Raw genomic sequence first — 17,232 nt, forward strand, 5'->3', positions numbered from 1 at the left:
CGGGCGGCGCTCACTTGATGCGGAACGTCCGCCTGATCCTCCGTGCGGCACGAAACGCACGGGAGGACTGCACGCTCAGGAGCTCGGCGCGAGTCTGACTCAGTTTCTGACGCAGTCTCGCCACCTTCTGCCGCTCGGCCACGAGAGCGTCCTTGCGCGCACGGGCCCGCTGCCTGAGTGCATCGAGCTTGGCCGACATGACCGAGGCAGCCTTCAATAGGCGGTCTCGCTCGGACACAGCGTTGTCGTGGTCGTGGTGCAGGCGACGACCCAGAGGTGACGCCCACACGCTCCGGTCGTGCAGAACGACGAGTGCGTCACGAGCCTCGTGGGTCGCCCTGGGTCCGAGATGGCGAACCGTTACCGCGGCCTGAAAGGCTGCTTCATCCTCCAGGAACCGAGAGACTCGCGTCGCATCCATGGTGATGTCGAGCAGGCTCGCCAGTTGCCGGAAGACGTCGCCGATGGTGGTGGCTGGAGCCCAGAGCTCTGGCGCGGTGTCCTTCATCACCGTGTGCGCCATCCAGAACAGCCCGCGATCCACCACCTGCTCGATTGGGGCGTCAGCGTGGAACTCGTCATCGATGAATGTCAGCTCCCCGTCGTCAGCGACGATGAGGTTGGTCGGGATCAAGTCCAGGGGAGCCACATGGTTGGCATTCATGTAAGCGTCCACGAGCGACACCCACTGGCGTAACATCGCCCGCCGCTCGGCTTCGTCGGACCGAAGAAACACCTCGAGGAAGCTCGTCCCGCTCGCGTAGTCCCACGTCGTCATCCCTCGCGAGATCATCGGCCCCGGCACGTCGGCGTAGGTGCGTTCGATCTTGACCCCATCCGGAGTCGCATGCACGATGCTCGTCGCGGTGTACTCGCGGCGCCGGTCGATGGAGAAGTACACGGCCAAGCGATCCTCGGGCCACAACGTCGCGTCGGCATCAGTGGCGGTGGCGATGATGAGGAACGAATTGGGAAAGTGAGCTGCGACCCCGTCGCGGACGAGTTCGCGCCACAGTCTTCTCTCGCTCGCCAGCGGCAAGGACCGGGTACCCGCGAACCGGCTGGGAAATGAAGGGAGATCCTCGATCAGCGATGGCACCTTCACAGACATCGCCACTGGGTCGAACACGGTCCGCGTGTGCTTGTAGTCCGGGAACACCGAGTAGACACGGGGGAAGAGTCCCGCCGCGGAGATCAGCTCCGACAGTCCTTGGAGGCTGAAGGTCCGTGCAGGCGTCCCGCGAGGGTAGTCCTCCAGCGAGTCGAAGATCCGCCCGCTGTGGTCCTCGCCCGCGCCGGTCAGATACTTGACGCCGAGCTTGTTCTCGATGGCCACGACCAACTGACCACCGGGAACCAATCGCGCCCGACATCCCTCGAGAAACGCGACGTAGGCGGCTGGGTCGGCCGCGCCGTCTGCCACGTACTCCAGCACGCCGACGACCACAACGACGTCATAGGCGGGTTCAGTCGGGACGTCCTCGAGCGTGCCCGCGAACACCTCCACGTGCGGTTGATCCCGAGTGCGCTCGCGCCCGACGCGCGCCCTCATCGGCACCGGCTCGACGGCATCGACTAGCGAGGCAACCTCTCCCAGATAACGCGTCAAGGGTCCACACCCCGAACCGATCTCCAGGACTTTCGCGGTGGCCGGGATATCGACGGACCTCAAGATGTTCGCCCGAGCGGGGTGCGTGTGATATTGCTGTGCCCAACCCGAGGCCTCAGCCAGCATCTCCGCGCTGTCCGAGCTGATGTCGGTGCTCTGACGGACGATGTCCAACAGGCGGTTCTCCGCACCATCCCGGTACGGGATGTCGGAATCAGCCCGCAGCATGCGGACCCCGTCTCGGACTTCGTGCTGTCCACCGCGCAGTGGCGTGGTGGGTACCGGTGACGTCATCAACTCTGCTCTCGATCGAAGGGATAGGGCCGCCGAGCCCCGGAGCGGCCCGGCCGTGCGATCAGTCGATCTCGCGCTTGAGGATCTTGCCCGTCGCGGTCATCGGCAGCGAGTCGCGGAACTCCACGATGCGCGGGTACTTGTACTGCGCGAACTCGCCCTTGGCCCACTCGCGCAGCTCGGCCTCGGTGGTGGCGTCGTCGGCGTTCTTGACCACGACCGCCTTGATCTCCTCGCCGTGCGACTCGTGCGGGACGCCGATGACGGCGACCAGCGACACCGCCGGGTGCGTCATCAGCACCTCCTCCAGCTCGCGCGGGTACACGTTGTAGCCGCCGCGGATGATCATGTCCTTGCTGCGGTCGACGATGTAGAAGTAGTCGTCGTCGTCCTTGCGCGCGAGGTCGCCCGTGCGGAACCACTCGCCGTGGATCGCCTCGGCGGTGGCGGCGGGGCGGTTGTAGTAGCCCTTCATGATGCCGTGGCCCTTGATGGCGATCTCGCCGATCGCCTCGGGGTCGTGGGCCAGGTCGGACCAGTCGTCGTTGATGAGCTTGAGCTCGACGCCCTCGACGGCCCGGCCGATCGAGCCGACGCGGACGGGCTCGCCACGGACACCGAACGAGGCGACCGGCGACGTCTCGGACAGGCCGTAGCCCTCCTGGATGACGATGCCGAACTTCTCCTCGAACTGGCGGTGGATGTCGACGGGCAGCGCCGCGCCACCGGACGCGGCGACGCGCAGGGTCGCCGCGATCGCCTCGACGTCGACGCCGCCGTCGGACTGCGCCAGGGCCTGCAGCAGGCCCCAGTACATCGTCGGGACGCCGGCGAAGAAGGTGATCTTCTCCTTGAGCAGCAGCGCCAGCGCGGCGTCGGGCTCGAAGCGCGGCAGGTAGACGATCGTGCCGCCGAACAGGATCGCGGTGTTCTGGATGACGCTCTGGCCGAAGATGTGGAACAGCGGCAGCACGGCGAGGTAGGTGTCGGGGTCGCTCTCGTCGGCGCCGAACAGCGACGGGCCGAGGCCGGCGTTGGCCCGCAGGTTGCGGTGCATCAGCTCGGCGCCCTTGGGCTGGCCCGTGGTGCCCGACGTGTAGAGGATGACCGCGGTGTCGTCGTCGTCGCGCTCGACCGTGGTGAACTCGGGCGACTGCTGCGCCACGAGCGGGCCGTAGAACTCCGGCGCCTCCATGGGCTCGGGCGCGGCCGAGTCGAGCTTGATGAGGAAGAACTCCTTGCAGCCCTCGACCTGGTTGAAGCCGGCCCAGGCGCGGTCGCCGATCGGCAGGTCGGGGGTGCCCTCGAACGCGAAGAAGGCCACGGCGTCGGAGTCGTCGAGGTGGTAGGCGACCTCACGCTCGGACAGCAGCACGTTCAGCGGGACGACCGTCGCGCCGGCCTTGAGGATGCCGAAGTAGACGATCGTGAAGTACGGCAGGTTCGGGATCGAGATCGCGACCTTGTCGCCGGGCTTGATCCCCCGCGAGACCAGCAGGTTCGCGACCTGGTTGGCGGCACCGTTGACCTGCGCGTAGCTCAGGCGCGTGTCGCCGAAGACGATGGCGGTGCGCTCCGGGTACTTCGCGGTCGTGTCGTCGAGGATGGCGGCGAGGTTGGTCACGGTGCCTTCTTTCGGGGGGTGTGTCCTCAGTTACATCGACACTGTAATCGAGGGCCGGCAGGGTGCGAACACCCTGCCCATCCCTCACCAGGTCAGGCCGGTGAGCCTCTCGTAGGCCTCGATGTACCGCTCGCGGGTGCGCTCGACGATCTCGTCGGGCAGGCGCGGCGGGGGCGTGTCGGAGGCGCGGTCCCATCCCGACTCGGCCGAGGTCAGCCAGTCGCGGACGAACTGCTTGTCGTAGCTGGGCTGGGCCTGGCCGGGCACGTACCGGTCGGCGGGCCAGAAGCGCGACGAGTCGGGCGTGAGCACCTCGTCGGCCAGGACGATGGTGCCGTCGGGGCGGGCACCGAACTCGAGCTTCGTGTCGGCCAGGATGATCCCCCGCTCGCGGGCGATCTCCTCGGCGCGGCCGTAGACCGCGAGCGTGAGGTCGCGCAGGCGCTCGGCCATCTCGACGCCGACGGTCTCCACGATCGCCTCGAAGGAGACGTTCTCGTCGTGCTCGCCGAGGTCGGCCTTCGTGGCGGGCGTGAAGATCGGCGCGTCCAGGCGCGAGCCGTCGACGAGTCCGTCGGGCAGCGGGATGCCGCACACGGCGCCCGTCTCGCGGTAGTCGATCAGTCCCGAGCCGGTGAGGTAGCCGCGGGCGACGCACTCGACCGGGAACATGTCCAGCCGCTCAACGACCAGCGCGCGCCCCGCCACCTCGGCGGGCACGTCGGTGCTGACGACGTGGTGCGGCACGAGGTCGGCCAGCTGGTCGAACCACCACAGGCTCATCCGGGTGAGGATCTCGCCCTTGTCGGGGATCCCCGGCTCGAGGATGAAGTCGTACGCGCTCACCCGGTCGGAGGCGACCATCAGCAGGTGGTCGCCGTACGTGTACAGGTCGCGCACCTTGCCCGAGTGCAGGTGGGTGGCTCCGGGGATCTCCAGCGGCATGGGATCAGGCTAGTGGCCTGCCCAGCAGGGCGTTTCCGTGGCAGGCTGTGCCGGTGCCATCGACCCGGACCATGACCACGACGCTCCTGGTGTCGGCCCTCGTCGTCTACAGCGCGCAGGGGATGCTCGTCCCCGTCCTGGCGCCCGTCACACGGCTCGTCGGCCTCGGAGAGGTCGACCTCGGTGCCGTCATGACGCTGTCGGCGGCGATGCTCGTGGTCGCCGGGCCCTGGTGGGGTCGCGAGGTCGACCGGATCGGCGTGCACGCCGTGCTCGTCCGCGGGCTGCTGATCGCCACCGTCGGTGCCGTCGGCTTCGCCGTGATGACCGAGTTCGCCGCGCGGGAGGAGCTGCCCCGCTGGGTCGTGCTCGGTGCGTTCGCGCTGACGCGCGGCGTGCTCTACGGGCTGGGCTTCGCGGCCGTCCCGGTGGCGGCGCTGACCTACCTCGCCTCCACGAGCCAGGGCGCGATCGAGCGCACGAAGGCGATGGGCGCGTTCGGCGCGGTGCAGGGCATCTCGCTGGTCGTCGGGCCCGCCCTCGGCGGCCTCGCGGCGATCGGCGGGCTGCTGCTGCCGGTGTACCTCGCGCCGGTGCTGGTCGGCGCCACCCTGGTCGCCGTCTGGCTCCTGCCGGTCCCCGAGCGGCAGGAGCGACCGGAGCGCGAGCGCCTCGGGTTCCGCGATCCGCGCGTGCTGCCGTTCCTGCTGGCCGGCGGCGCCCTGTTCCTCGGCCTGGCGCTCGTGGAGATCATCCTGGGCTTCCTCGTGCAGGACCGGCTCGGGCTGTCGGACACCGCCACGGCGCAGGTCGTCGCCGTCGCCGGCGTGCTGATCGGCATCGGCTTCGCGGTGACGCAGGCGTTCGTGGCACCGCGGGTGCCGGGCGGTCCACGCGCGCTGATCGTGGTCGGCAGCCTCGTCGCGGCGGTCGGCTACACGGGGGCCGTGTACGCCTCGAGCACGGCCACCCTGCTGCCGGCGATGGTCGTCGTGGCGGCGGGGCTGGGGCTCGCGGTCCCGGGCTACAACGCCGGTGCCACCCTCGCGGTCGAGCCGAGCGAGCACGCCGCCGTCGCGGGCCAGCTCTCGGCGACCGTGGGCCTCACCTACGTGGCCGGTCCCGTCCTCGGCGCGGGGCTCTACGGGTTCAACGACGTGGCGCCCATCGTCGGCGCCGCGCTGCTGTCGATCGTCGCCGCCGCACTGGCCGCCGCCCGGCTGCAACCCGTGGCACGATGACGCCATGGGCGTCGTGCATCCGGGATCCGAGTTGAATCCGACCAAGGCCGAGCTGCTGGAGGCGTGGCTGCCGCGCCAGCCGTGGTGGCCTGCCGGTGCGCCGGTTCCCGCTTTCCAGGCCAACTTCCGCTTCGACGATCCCGAGGGCGAGGTGGGGATCGAGGGGTTCCTGCTGCCGGTCGATGACACGGTCGTCCACGTTCCGCTGACCTACCGCTCTGCACCGCTCGAGGGCGGTGACCTCGTCGGCGAGATGGACCACTCGGCGCTGGGTCGCCGTTGGGTCTACGACGGCGCGACCGACCCGGTCTACGTCGCCGAGACGACCGCCGTGATCCGCGAGGGCCGCGGCGAGGTCACGATGCTGACACCCGACGGCACCCCCATCTCCCGTCGCTCGTTCACCGCGTCGGTGCACGGCAGCGGCTCGGGCGACGGCACGCTCCACGTGGCCCGGGTCGTCGACGCCCACGCACCCGCGGAGGCCACCGGCCTCCTCACCGCCACCTGGGCTGAGCACGCCGGCCCCGTCGTGCTGGCCTGGCTCGCCTGAGGTCAGGCAGCGTCGTGCCGGCGCCTGAACACGACGTGCATGATGTCGCTCGCCCGGCCGGCGTTGAGGATCGGCGCGGCAAGCCACGCCAGCGCGAAGCCCGCGACGCTCGTCACCGACGGTCGCCGGTCGGAATGCACTCGCTGCCACAACCCGACCCGGCTCACGCTGTCGAGCGATCCCGAGTAGACCGGCTCCAAGCCGTGGCGCTCTCCCAGTCTGACCAGTCCTCGGCGGTCGAAGTACCAGAGGTGAGGAGAGGGCAGGCCCACCTGCCACAGGCGGTCGAAGGCCGATCTCATCCCGATGCGTCGCAGCACTCGCGCGACCCAGAAGATCATCCCGCCGCTGTCGGGAATGTTGATCGAAAGTAGGCCCCCCGGACGGAGGTGCCGGACCGAAGCCGCCACCATGGCGTCGACGTCCGGAAGGTGCTCCAGGACGTCGTTGTAGGTGATGGCGTCGAATTGCTCGTCCTCCGCGAGGGCTCCCGGGAAGAAGCCCACCCGTACCCGGCCCGCATCGGAGCGCGCGGCGACCGCCTCGTCGGGCTCGACGCCCTCCGCATCGAAGCCGCGCTCGGAGGCGGCTCTGAGGAACCACCCATGCGCCGATCCGACATCCAACAAACGGGCGGGCGGGCTGACACCCGAGTCGACGAGCTGTTGAACGACGATGGCCAGGTTCTGGCGCCGGAGCGTCGCGAGCCCGATGTCCCGCAGGTCCTCGTCGAGAGCCCGGTGGGCGGCGTCGGAGTTGATGAGGACCGGGAGGGTCGACGCCCACGTCCCACACGTAGCGCAGCGGAAGCACCAGTCGTCCCACTGCTGGTGCATGGGAGTCGAGCAGACGGCGCAGATGGGCTCAGTCATGATCATGGGTGCGGTCGGTGAACACCCAACGACGATAGAGCAGATATGTCGTCGCCGTCAGCAGGGCGAGGACCACGGTGCGGGCCACGATCACCTTGAGACCGGCCTCGTGCAGGACAGTGACGGCCACGAGAGTCACCACGTAGTTGACCGCGACCAGACTGACGTAGCGGGCCAGTTGTCCCCCCGATGGCTGGCGGGACGACTCGAAGGTCCAGTGCCGGCTCAGCAGGAAGTTCGCGACAAAGCTCGTCCAGAATCCGAGACTGGTCGCCAGCCACAGCGGCAGGTCGAGTAGGTGCCACGCCGCTGCGAGGATGCCGACATCGATCAGGTAGCTCAAAAGCCCGACGACGAGGTACCTCGCGGCAGACGACGACATCAGTGTTGAGGTCGATCGCGGTCTTCACGCTCGTCCAGGGCGAGCCTCAACAGCGCCGTCTCCTCGGCCAGCGTGCGCGTCTTCTCCTCCAGCCTTCCGACCTCGAAGCTGTGCTGGATGCTGGTCAGCAGCAACAGCATCAGCGCGAGGAAGAACAGGAGGTTGGACGGAACCTCGACACCCAACAGGCCCGAGAGCCAGGTGAGCGTTCCCGGGAAGAAGGTGAGCATCAACGATGCGAGGGCGACCGTGATCCACAAGATCGCGTACTTTTCGCGCAGATGACGTCGACGCAGCAGCTCGAACACGAAGACGAACATGGCCAGCGAACCGATCAGGCCGAGTGCGAGCACTGCATTCATGCGATCTCCTTCGGCTGGGTCTCCATGGTGGCCGGCCACCGCCGGACCAAGGCCAGCCCGAGTGCCACGACGGCACGCGCCAGGTAGACGATCGCCTTCAGGCTGGTCTGGCTGGGCCGTCCCCCGGCGCGGCTTCGCATGGCGACCGGGACCTGGACGACCCGACAGCCGCTGCGCAGTGCGATGACGAGCGACTCGACGGTGTCCCCGAGGTACTCGGCCGGGTAGTGAGCGGCGAACACGGCCAGCGCGCGCCGATCTACCACGCGGAAGCCGCTGGTGACGTCGGTCAGTCGCGTCCCCGCCAGACGACTCAGCGTCGTCGCGAGCAAGCGCATTGCCAGCCCGCGGAAGAGTCCCACCTTGTAGGCGCCCACCCCGGCGAAGCGGGCGCCCACGACGACGTCGGCATCGGCCAGGCCAGCGATCAACTGGGGCAGGTACTCAGGATCGTGCTGGCCGTCTGCGTCGAGCTGCGCCACCACGTCATAGTCATGACGCAGCGCGTACCGGTAGCCCGCACGCATCGCGCCGCCCACGCCGAGGTTGTAGGGCAGCTGGCAGACCTTCGCCCCCGCCTGATGCGCGACACGAGCGGTGGCGTCCCCCGATCCGTCATCGACAACGAGGACGTCGACGTGGGGCTGGGAGCGGAACAGCTCGGCTATGGTCGCCGCCACCGTCTCCTGCTCGTTCCACGCCGGGATCACGACCAGCGTGCGCGGGGATTCGTCGGAGGTCGGCAGCACCCCGGCATTCTAGGCGCGCACGGCCGCACTAGACGAATCGTCTCAGGCGTCAGCGCGTCCGACGTGGCAGTGCATGCCGCCGACCGGCTCGAGTTCGTACCCGACCGCCCGGCTCAACGTTCGGCGAGCCATCGCGTTGCCCGACGAGACACACGCCACCGCCACGTTCAGTCGCTCGAGGGCGGTGCGCACCTCCGTGACCGTAACGGGCTGGCCCACCTCCAGGCGCATCAGGCGCACCCGGTCGCCCACCTCCGCGTCAGGGACCTGCAACGTCGGAAGGTAGTACGCGCGTGGGGTCGCGGCCTGCACGTCGACCGTTGAGATCGCCAAGACCTCCATCTGCGTCGGAGGAAGCTGCCACAATCCCCGTGGGACCTCGAGCCGTCTCAGTGCCCGCACGTCCGCCAACGCGTCCTGGTCGACCTTCCACGTCGGTCCCGAGGTCAGGGACGCTCCCGCGGCGTCCCACAACCATCGTCCTTGGACGAGTGGGACTGCGAGCACGGTGGCCACCACGGCGGCGACGAGCGCCTTGGAGCTGCCGGTCGGCGCCCAGGTGACCAGGAGGCCCACCATGACCCAGAGGGGTAGGCCGATCACAAGACGCCAGGCGACCGCGCCCGCGCCCGTCACGGTGTCGGCGAGCTCGAAAACGCCGGGCAGGAGTGCGACCATCGACACGACGACGCCACTGCCGATCAGCACCGCGGCCGAGCCCGTGATGATCCGAGGCGCGAGCACGAGCGCGGCCAGCGCGAGCAGCGTCATCGCGAGGTGGGGACCGAACGCGATGGTGAACGCACCCAAAGGAGCGATCATCGCATTGTCGCCTCCGCCGCCGATCGCGGCCGGACCCAACATCTGAACTAGTCCGGCGACGACCGGCCCCGCGAGGAAGCACGCCGCACCCTTCGCCAGGTGCGGTGACCGCAGCAGCAGTGCGGCGCCCAGGCCTGCGCCCCCCACCACCGGCGCGAGGAGTGACGACGTCGTGGTGAGCCCGACGAACGCGACGCCTGCCACGAAGAGCAGCACCAGGTCACAGCGGCGACCTCGTCCTCGCGCGACGCGCGTCATGAACAGCCACACGAGCGGCAGCAGGATCGCGTACGCGGTCGCCTTGCCCTGCCAGATGCGTCCGAGCGAGTAGTTCCCTACGATGCTGTCCGCGCTCGCCAGCAGGAAGATCAGCGCCACGAGGAGCGCCAGACCGGCCCGTCGGGGTGCCCAGGCCCGCAGGAGGCGCCAGGTCGTCCATCCCACCAACCACGCCAAGGCCGGTCCGGCGACGAGGTAGCACAACGTGGGCGCCTGCAGCCCGAGCGCGTGCGCCAGGACACCTTGGAGGGCCTCGATCGACGGCATTGGGATGCCGCCGGCATACGCGGGCTCCAGCACGCCGGGACTGAACATCGTGTCCATCCGGGAGGCCGTACCGTGCGTGGCGACCCAGGTCGCCCGGTTGACATAGAACGTGTCGTCGGCGTCGGGCCGCAGCAGGAACAGGGCCAGGACGGCCAGCCCGAGACTCATCGACAGCGCGAGGAGGTGGGAGACGGTTCCGGGCACGTCGACGGAGGTCGCCACCTCGGCCGGGGGCCGACCGCGCGTCCAGGGGACCAGTTGGACCCCCACCAGCAGGATCACCCCGACAGCGACAGGCCAGATGTCCCAACGTTCCCGTCCGAGAGCGAGGACAGACACAGCCACGAGTCCGGCCAACGGCACCCACAGGGGCATCGAGCCGGCCCGGCGAAGCGACACCTCCACGTCACGTGATGGCTTGCGCTGCCCCAACCGCGCGCCCACGACGGCCAGGGCGGCCGCCACGATGATCCACGGCCACCCGCTCCACAGCATCGACCACTGCGCCGCCATGGCCGCCTGGTAGTAGATCGTCCATCCTGCGAAGGCGACCAGCAGACCGTCACACGCTCCGTCGACGGCCGACGGCCAGCGGGGTCCGGGGGTGCTCAAAGGATCGCGTCCGGGGCGTACGCGGCGGCCTCGGGATGGCGCTGCAGGACGGCCTCGACCTGCGACAGCACGGCGGAGACCTGGGAGACGGCGGCGCCCGTGAAGGCGAGCGGCTCGGCCACGAGGCGCTGGAGGTCGTCGGCGGTGAGGCCGAGGCGATCGTCCGCGGCCAGCCGGTCGAGGAGGTCGTTGTCGGCGGTGCCCTGCTCGCGCATCTCGAGCGCGACCGCGACGGCGTGCTCCTTGATGGCCTCGTGGGCGGTCTCGCGCCCGACGCCGTGACGCACCGCGGCCATGAGCACCTTCGTGGTGGCCAGGAACGGCAGGTAGCGGTCGAGCTCGCGCTGGACCACCGCCGGGAAGACGCCGAACTCGTCCAGCACGGTCAGGAACGTCTCGAACAGTCCGTCGGCGGCGTAGAACGCGTCCGGGAGCGCCACCCGGCGCACGACCGAGCACGACACGTCGCCCTCGTTCCACTGGTCGCCCGAGAGCTCGCCCACCATCGACGCGTAGCCGCGCAGCACCACCGCGAGGCCGTTGACGCGCTCGCACGAGCGGGTGTTCATCTTGTGGGGCATCGCCGACGAGCCGACCTGGCCCGGCTTGAAGCCCTCGGTGACGAGCTCGTTGCCCGCCATGAGGCGCACCGTGAGCGCCAGGCTCGACGGCGCGGCGACCAGCTGCACCAGCGCGCTGACGGCGTCGAAGTCGAGCGACCGCGGGTAGACCTGGCCGACGCTGGTGAGCGTGCGCTCGAAGCCCAGGTGGGCCGCGACGCGCTGCTCGAGGTCGGCCAGCTTCGCCTCGTCGCCGCCGAGGAGGTCGAGCATGTCCTGGCCGGTGCCGACGGGGCCCTTGATCCCGCGCAGCGGGTACCGGGCGATCAGCTGCTCGATGCGCTCGATGCCGACCAGCAGCTCGTCGGCCGTGGTCGCGAAGCGCTTGCCCAGGGTGGTGGCCTGCGCGGCGACGTTGTGGCTGCGTCCGGCCATGACCAGCTCGGCGTGCTCGCCGGCGAGGCGGCCCAGTCGCGCCAGCGCGGCGACGGCACGGTCGCGGACCAGCGCCAGCGAGGCGCGGACCTGCAGCTGCTCGACGTTCTCGGTGAGGTCGCGCGAGGTCATGCCCTTGTGGATGTGCTCGCTGCCGGCGAGGGCGGCGAACTCCTCGATCCGCGCCTTCACGTCGTGGCGGGTCACGCGCTCGCGAGCGGCGATCGACTCGAGGTCGACCTGGTCGATGACCGCCTCGTGCGCCTCGATGACGCCGTCGGGGGTCTCGACGCCGAGGTCGCGCTGGGCCTTCAGGACCGCGATCCACAGCTGCCGCTCGAGCACGATCTTGTGCTCGGGCGACCAGATGCGTGCCAGCTCGGCGGACGCGTAACGGGAGGCGAGGACGTTCGGAGTGGTCACCCGCCCATTGTCGCAGTTCAGCCTGCGGCGCCCGAGAGCAGGACGCGGCCGTCGTCGTCCAGGACGCGCCCCTGACGCTTCACGCTGCGGACCACCGTGGCCCGATCGGCCACGTGCCACCCCGGCACCTGCTCGCTGGCGGCGGCTTCGAAGTCGAACACGTCGCCGAGGGCGTTGAACCGCACGACGATCGCGAGGTTGGCCGGAGCGACCACCGCGGCACAGCGCACGACGCACGGGTACTCGCTGATCACGGAGCCGACGGCCCGCGGGTCGTCGGCGCGGGCCTCGAGCATCACGGCGCGCCCGGCGCCGCCGGCCGAGGCGACCACGTCGCAGCCGAGGCGGATCGCGCGGGAGCGCAGAGCCCGGTCGAGCAGGCGGCGCGCCGTCGGCTCGGGCCGGTCGAGGCGACGCGCGATGTCCGCGACGCTCATCCGCGGATCCTCGATCAGGGCCTCGGTGAGCTGCTGGAGGACCTCGTCGTCGGGAGCGGTCACGGGGCCGTCCGCGCGCCGGTCGAGCGCGAGCTCCTGATCGTGCGTCAGTGCTCCGAGGCGCCACTGCGCATCCTCGCGATGGACCGCGGCGATGAAGAAGACGCGCGTCATGAAGACGTCGGGGTCGGAGTCCACGAGTGCGTCGATGCGCTCACGCATCGCACCCAGGCCGCGACCGACCAGCACGACGGCGATGTCGTCCTCGCCGGCCACCAGGTCGACCGAGTAGACCTCCTCCTCGACGGCGATCCGCTCGGCGATGCGCACCTCCGAGCCGGGGCGGACCTTCAGCTTCAGGACGACGGCGTCGCGGTCGGCGGCCAGCTGCTCGGCGCTCGGGCGGACCACGAACCAGGCCAGCCGGTCAGCGACCAGGCGGTCCCAGCGGCGCGCCGCCGTGGCCGGGTCGACCCCGATCGTGCGACCGATCGCGCTCCAGGGCGCGCGCGGCGCCACCTGGAGGGCATGAACCAGGGCGAGGTCGATCTCGGGCAACTCGGGAAGGGCCTGCCACGACGCGTACATGGAAGCAGGATACGGGTTGACGGCTTCAGACCGCATCTGACTGGCGGATCGGCGCCATGGCCAACATCACGCTGACGGAACGGACCAAATCACGCCGCCTGTCATTCCGGGAGATTCGCCGCGATGTCACGCCGGTGGTGGGCTCCACGGATCCGGACGAGGTCGACCCCGGCATACGCGCGGCGGCGCGCCTCGTCCAGGTCGGCGCCCACCGCGGTGACCGACAGGACGCGTCCACCCGCGGTGACGAGGTTGCCGTCCTCGTCGATCTTCGTCCCCGCGTGGATCACGTCGACGCCCTCGAGCGCGTCGGCCTCGTCGACGCCCTCGATCCGGTCGCCGGTGACCGGCGACTCCGGGTAGTGCTCCGAGGCGACGACCACGGTGACGGCCGAGCCCTCGTGCCACTGCGGCAGGCCGACCTGCGCCAGCGTGCCCGTCGCCGCGCCGTGCAGCAGCGCCGACAAGGGGGTCTTGAGCAGCGACAGCAGGGCCTGGGTCTCGGGGTCGCCGAACCGGGCGTTGAACTCCACCACCCGGGTGCCGCGGCTCGTGAGGGCCAGGCCCGCGTAGAGCAGGCCCTGGAACGGGGTGCCGCGCGCGGCCATCTCCTTGACGGTGGGCAGCAGGACGCGCTGGGTCACGTCACTGACGAGGTTCTCGGGCGCCCACGCCAGCGGGGTGTACGCACCCATGCCACCCGTGTTGGGTCCTGCGTCGCCGTCGAGGGCCCGCTTGAAGTCCTGGGCCGGCTGCAGCGGCAGCACCGTCGAGCCGTCGGTGATCGCGAACAGCGAGACCTCCGGGCCGTCGAGGAACTCCTCGATCACGACGCGTGCGCAGGAGACGCCGTGGTCGTACGCTGCCTGCCGGTCCTCGGTGACGACGACGCCCTTGCCCGCGGCGAGCGCGTCGTCCTTGACGACGTAGGGCGGGCCGAAGGTGTCGAGCGCATCGGCCACCTGCTCGGGGGTCTCGCACACGCGCGCCATCGCGGTGGGGACGTCGGCGGCGGCCATGACCTGCTTCGCGAACGCCTTCGAGCCCTCGAGCTGGGCCGCCTCGGCGGTGGGGCCGAAGGAGGCGATGCCGACCTCGCGGACGGCATCGGCCACGCCGGCCACCAGAGGCGCCTCGGGGCCGACGACGACCAGGTCGGCGCCGATCCGCGTGGCGAGGTCGGCCACGGCCGCGCCGTCGAGTGGGTCGACGGGGTGCAGCGTGGCGACGGCCGCCATGCCCGGGTTGCCCGGGGCGGCGTGGACCTCGGTGACCTGCGAGTCACGGGAGAGGGCCAGGGACAGGGCGTGCTCGCGGCCGCCGGTGCCGATGACGAGAACCTTCACCCGTCGAGCCTAGCGGCGCCCGGCGCCGGCACCGATCACGACGGGGCGTCGGCGGAGCCGGCCGCGACCTCGCGGGCCAGGGCCACGAGGCCGTCCCACGGGCGCGGCCCGTCGGTGCCGGTCAGGAACGAGGCCCACGTGAGGGGCTGCTCGGACGGGAGGGTGAGCTCGTCGAAGGCGCGGGTCCAGCCGGCCAGCAGCCGCTCGTCGTAGCGGCCCGACGCGAGCAGGAACGAGGTGACCGCCGAGACGGTGCCGCGACGGTCCTCGTCGTCCTCGCGCAGCAGCTCGGCGAGGTCGGCACCGAATCCCTCGGCGTCGAACTCGGGCCACGACGCGGCCGCGTGCAGCCCGTCGCGCAGCAGGTCGGGAAGCCGGTCCCAGTCGGTGAGGTCCTCGCGGAGCGGTCCGAACGCGATCGTGGCCAGCGCCGCGACGACGCCGTGGGCCCCGATGGCCGCGAAGAAGCCCGCCATCGCCTCGGGGCGCCGGTGCTGCCGCTCCAGGACCCGCATGAGGCGGGTGAAGCGCGCCGCCTGCTGCCGCGAGACTAGATCGGAGGGCGGGAGGACGTCAGTCATCGGCCACCTGGGACCTGCGGCCCGTGACGACGTCGCCCAGCGCGGCGACGACCTCCTCGAGCGTGAGCGGGACGAGCGAGACCTCGACCTCCTCGTCGCGGGTGCGGGGCGCGTGCTCGACGAGGTACCAGCCCTGGGCGCCCGCGTCGACGACGGTGACGGAGGCGTCGACGTCGCGCTCGGCCCAGTTGCCCGTGGCCCGCCAGGCCAGGCGCCAGCCCTCGAGGATGGGATCGAGCGCCGGGTCGCCGCTCGGGTCGACGCCGTCGAGCGTCATGGCCGCGTCGATGACGGTGGTGTTCGTGCCGACCGTGGCGCGGTCGGCGACGACCTCGCGGTCGAAGATCGCCAGCCACTGGCGCAGCTGGTCGCGCAGCAGGCCGAGCTCGGTGGCCGTCACGACGACGGCGCCCTCGGCGTCGGGCGTGCTGGTGGTGGCCCGGCCGTCGGGCATCCAGCCGATGAACAAGGGCTTGAGGGTGGCGCCGTCGAAGCGCTCGACGACGATGCTGCGCGCCGGGCCGACCGCGACCTCCACGAGGCTGGCGGCCGTGGGATGGACGCCGGTGGAGGTCACGAGTCCCTCCTGGCGCAGGCGCGTGGGCGCGTCGGCCGGGCTGATCCGGCCCGCATGGACCTCGGCGAGCTTGATCAGGTCGTCGTAGCCGACGGTCAGCTGCAGGAAGGTCTCGTCGAGTTTCGGCACGGTGGCTCCAGCGTTCGCAGGGGTGTCGTTCATGTCGTGGATCAGTCCCAGAAGGTGAGCTTGTCGCCGACGTCGGACCACGTGTCGCCGTCGGTGACGGTGTCCCAGGCATTCGAGGCCGTCTCGCTGATCTCGTCCCAGTGGTCGACGACCTCGGCCCCGGCCCAGACCAGCCCGGTGGTCACGGCGATGGCACCGGTGACCGGGTTCGGCGCGATCAGGAACGCCGTGGTGGAGGCGCTGAAGGCGGTCTCGGCGACGTCGGCGACGTAGCCCGCGCCCTCGCGCTCGAAGGCGTCGATCGGGTTGCCCTGCTGGATGAGGTTGTTGACCCCGACGGCGGTGCTGTAGACACCGCCGGCGATGCCCAGGCCGCGCATGAGGCCCAGTCCGCCGGGGTTGCGCGCGAGCGGATCGGCCCAGCCCGCGGTGGGGAACCGGGTACCCGGACCGGCCCACTTCGGCAGCTTGTTGAGCAGCCCTGTGGGCGGCGCTGCGTGCCGACCGCCGCCGGACAGCATCCAGCGGGCCCACTCGCCGGTGCGTCCGCCCGCGTTGGCCATGCGGGTGAGCATCTGGCGGCCGACGAGGCCGGTCTGGAAGATCGGCGCGACGCCCGTGGCCATCTTCTTCATCTTGCCCAGCGCCGCGGCGATCGAGATCAGCGGGAAGTCGTCGTCGTTGCCGAAGATGTTGCCGAACTCGGCGCCGAGGTACTCCCCCAGCAGGTCGTTGAGGGTGTCGTTGATCGCGCCGAGCGACATCGACACCTTGCCCTCGCCCGACTCGTCGAGCAGCAGGGCGATGTCGGCGAGGCCGTTGAGCTTCTCGGCGGCGTCGTCCAGGAACGTGGCCTTGGCCTCGATGTTCTCCAGGCTCGGCAGCGCCACGGGGCTCGCCGACCTCGCCGAGGCGGCGTTCGTGCGGATCTTGCTGGCGAGCTCCTCGGCGCGCGTGGCCGAGAGCGTCAGCTGGTCGTAGTCCATCTCCACGGTCATGAGCGCTGACTCTCCTTCAGTGCAGCCCACAGGGCGATGTGCTCGGGCCGGGCGAGCTTCGTCACGCGCGGCGCGATGAGGTCGTACTCACGGACGATCGACCACTCGGTCACCGCCACGTTGATCGGCGACGCCCACCGGCGCGACGCCACGAGGACGCCGGCGTCGCAGCGCAACGTGACCAGGTCGGGCAGGGAGCGACCGGTGTACTCCATCCCGGGCAGGACGAAGCCGGCCTCGCCGGTGATGGTGTGCCGCTTGCGCCGGACCAGGCCGCCGGGGCTCCCCTGCTTCGTGGTCACCGTGGCGACGCGCGTGCCGTTGAGGCTCACCGGGACGCCGTCGTCGAAGACGCTGCGCCACTGGTTCGCCTCGCGCTCGGCCGCGGGACGTCGGTCCGTCACGTCGAGCTCGACGACCGCGTCGCCGACCTTGGCCTCGATCAGGCCGTCGCGCACCACGACGCGCAGCGGACCCCACCGGGCCCGGCGGAACGCCCGCCACTCGAACCGCTTCTCCTCGTTCACACGTGTCCCCCGTATGTGCC

17 protein-coding genes are annotated in these 17,232 nt (G+C 70.5%); 2 read left to right on the plus strand and 15 right to left on the minus strand.

Annotated elements, in window-relative coordinates:
- Window positions 1-10: 10 nt before the first annotated feature.
- From B5D60_RS06620 to B5D60_RS06630, 3 genes are all read right to left on the minus strand, one after another.
- Window positions 11-1,837, minus strand: a complete 1,827-nt coding sequence (locus tag B5D60_RS06620; protein WP_172806281.1) for a class I SAM-dependent methyltransferase — start codon at window positions 1,835-1,837, stop codon at window positions 11-13.
- A gap of 127 nt (window positions 1,838-1,964) precedes the next feature.
- On the minus strand, window positions 1,965-3,527 hold the full coding sequence (locus B5D60_RS06625) for a long-chain-fatty-acid--CoA ligase (protein ID WP_078699416.1): 1,563 nt from the start codon (window positions 3,525-3,527) through the stop codon (window positions 1,965-1,967).
- Between the two features lie 84 nt (window positions 3,528-3,611).
- Window positions 3,612-4,472 carry a phosphoribosylaminoimidazolesuccinocarboxamide synthase gene (locus B5D60_RS06630; protein WP_078699417.1) on the minus strand — a complete coding sequence of 287 codons (861 nt, stop codon included), beginning with the start codon at window positions 4,470-4,472 and terminating at the stop codon, window positions 3,612-3,614.
- A 71-nt stretch (window positions 4,473-4,543) separates the two neighbouring features.
- Between B5D60_RS06630 and B5D60_RS06635 the strand changes: the two genes are divergently transcribed.
- Both B5D60_RS06635 and B5D60_RS06640 read left to right on the plus strand, forming a co-directional pair.
- Window positions 4,544-5,713, plus strand: coding sequence for an MFS transporter (locus B5D60_RS06635; RefSeq protein WP_078699418.1), 1,170 nt, complete (start codon window positions 4,544-4,546; stop codon window positions 5,711-5,713).
- Between the two features lie 31 nt (window positions 5,714-5,744).
- Window positions 5,745-6,266, plus strand: coding sequence for a maltokinase N-terminal cap-like domain-containing protein (locus tag B5D60_RS06640; protein ID WP_197684419.1), 522 nt, complete (start codon window positions 5,745-5,747; stop codon window positions 6,264-6,266).
- A 2-nt stretch (window positions 6,267-6,268) separates the two neighbouring features.
- On the opposite strand, the gene B5D60_RS06645 is transcribed toward B5D60_RS06640, so the two are convergent.
- The 12 genes from B5D60_RS06645 to B5D60_RS06700 all read right to left on the minus strand — a co-directional run bounded on the left by B5D60_RS06645 (window position 6,269) and on the right by B5D60_RS06700 (window position 17,212).
- Window positions 6,269-7,102, minus strand: coding sequence for a class I SAM-dependent methyltransferase (locus B5D60_RS06645; RefSeq protein ID WP_172806282.1), 834 nt, complete (start codon window positions 7,100-7,102; stop codon window positions 6,269-6,271).
- A gap of 28 nt (window positions 7,103-7,130) precedes the next feature.
- Window positions 7,131-7,520 carry a GtrA family protein gene (locus B5D60_RS06650; protein WP_078699422.1) on the minus strand — a complete coding sequence of 130 codons (390 nt, stop codon included), beginning with the start codon at window positions 7,518-7,520 and terminating at the stop codon, window positions 7,131-7,133.
- Window positions 7,520-7,882 carry a DUF2304 domain-containing protein gene (locus B5D60_RS06655; RefSeq protein ID WP_078699424.1) on the minus strand — a complete coding sequence of 121 codons (363 nt, stop codon included), beginning with the start codon at window positions 7,880-7,882 and terminating at the stop codon, window positions 7,520-7,522. Before B5D60_RS06655 ends, B5D60_RS06650 begins: the two co-directional genes overlap by 1 nt.
- The gene (locus tag B5D60_RS06660; protein WP_231948985.1) at window positions 7,879-8,631 is read right to left on the minus strand and encodes a glycosyltransferase family 2 protein; all 753 of its coding nucleotides are present in this window, start codon (window positions 8,629-8,631) and stop codon (window positions 7,879-7,881) included. The genes B5D60_RS06655 and B5D60_RS06660 overlap by 4 nt, the downstream gene beginning before the upstream one ends.
- A 42-nt stretch (window positions 8,632-8,673) precedes the next feature.
- The gene (locus B5D60_RS06665; RefSeq protein ID WP_153302893.1) at window positions 8,674-10,611 is read right to left on the minus strand and encodes a DUF6077 domain-containing protein; all 1,938 of its coding nucleotides are present in this window, start codon (window positions 10,609-10,611) and stop codon (window positions 8,674-8,676) included.
- Complete coding sequence (gene purB / locus B5D60_RS06670) at window positions 10,608-12,029, minus strand: adenylosuccinate lyase (protein ID WP_078699426.1); 1,422 nt, start codon at window positions 12,027-12,029, stop codon at window positions 10,608-10,610. Before purB ends, B5D60_RS06665 begins: the two co-directional genes overlap by 4 nt.
- Before the next feature lie 17 nt (window positions 12,030-12,046).
- The gene (locus B5D60_RS06675; RefSeq protein WP_172806283.1) at window positions 12,047-13,054 is read right to left on the minus strand and encodes an AsnC family transcriptional regulator; all 1,008 of its coding nucleotides are present in this window, start codon (window positions 13,052-13,054) and stop codon (window positions 12,047-12,049) included.
- A gap of 101 nt (window positions 13,055-13,155) precedes the next feature.
- Window positions 13,156-14,400, minus strand: a complete 1,245-nt coding sequence (purD, locus tag B5D60_RS06680) for a phosphoribosylamine--glycine ligase (protein WP_078699428.1) — start codon at window positions 14,398-14,400, stop codon at window positions 13,156-13,158.
- A gap of 35 nt (window positions 14,401-14,435) precedes the next feature.
- The gene (locus tag B5D60_RS06685) at window positions 14,436-14,981 is read right to left on the minus strand and encodes a hypothetical protein (protein WP_078699430.1); all 546 of its coding nucleotides are present in this window, start codon (window positions 14,979-14,981) and stop codon (window positions 14,436-14,438) included.
- Window positions 14,974-15,720, minus strand: coding sequence for a hypothetical protein (locus tag B5D60_RS06690; protein WP_078699431.1), 747 nt, complete (start codon window positions 15,718-15,720; stop codon window positions 14,974-14,976). The genes B5D60_RS06685 and B5D60_RS06690 overlap by 8 nt, the downstream gene beginning before the upstream one ends.
- 8 nt (window positions 15,721-15,728) lie before the next feature.
- Window positions 15,729-16,685, minus strand: coding sequence for a hypothetical protein (locus B5D60_RS06695; protein WP_078699432.1), 957 nt, complete (start codon window positions 16,683-16,685; stop codon window positions 15,729-15,731).
- Entirely contained in the window at window positions 16,682-17,212 is a 531-nt protein-coding gene (locus B5D60_RS06700) for a hypothetical protein (protein WP_078699434.1), read from the minus strand. Before B5D60_RS06700 ends, B5D60_RS06695 begins: the two co-directional genes overlap by 4 nt.
- Between the last annotated feature and the right edge of the window lie 20 nt (window positions 17,213-17,232).

It is taken from the genome of Aeromicrobium choanae (assembly GCF_900167475.1).
In the GTDB taxonomy this organism is placed as follows: domain Bacteria; phylum Actinomycetota; class Actinomycetes; order Propionibacteriales; family Nocardioidaceae; genus Aeromicrobium; species Aeromicrobium choanae.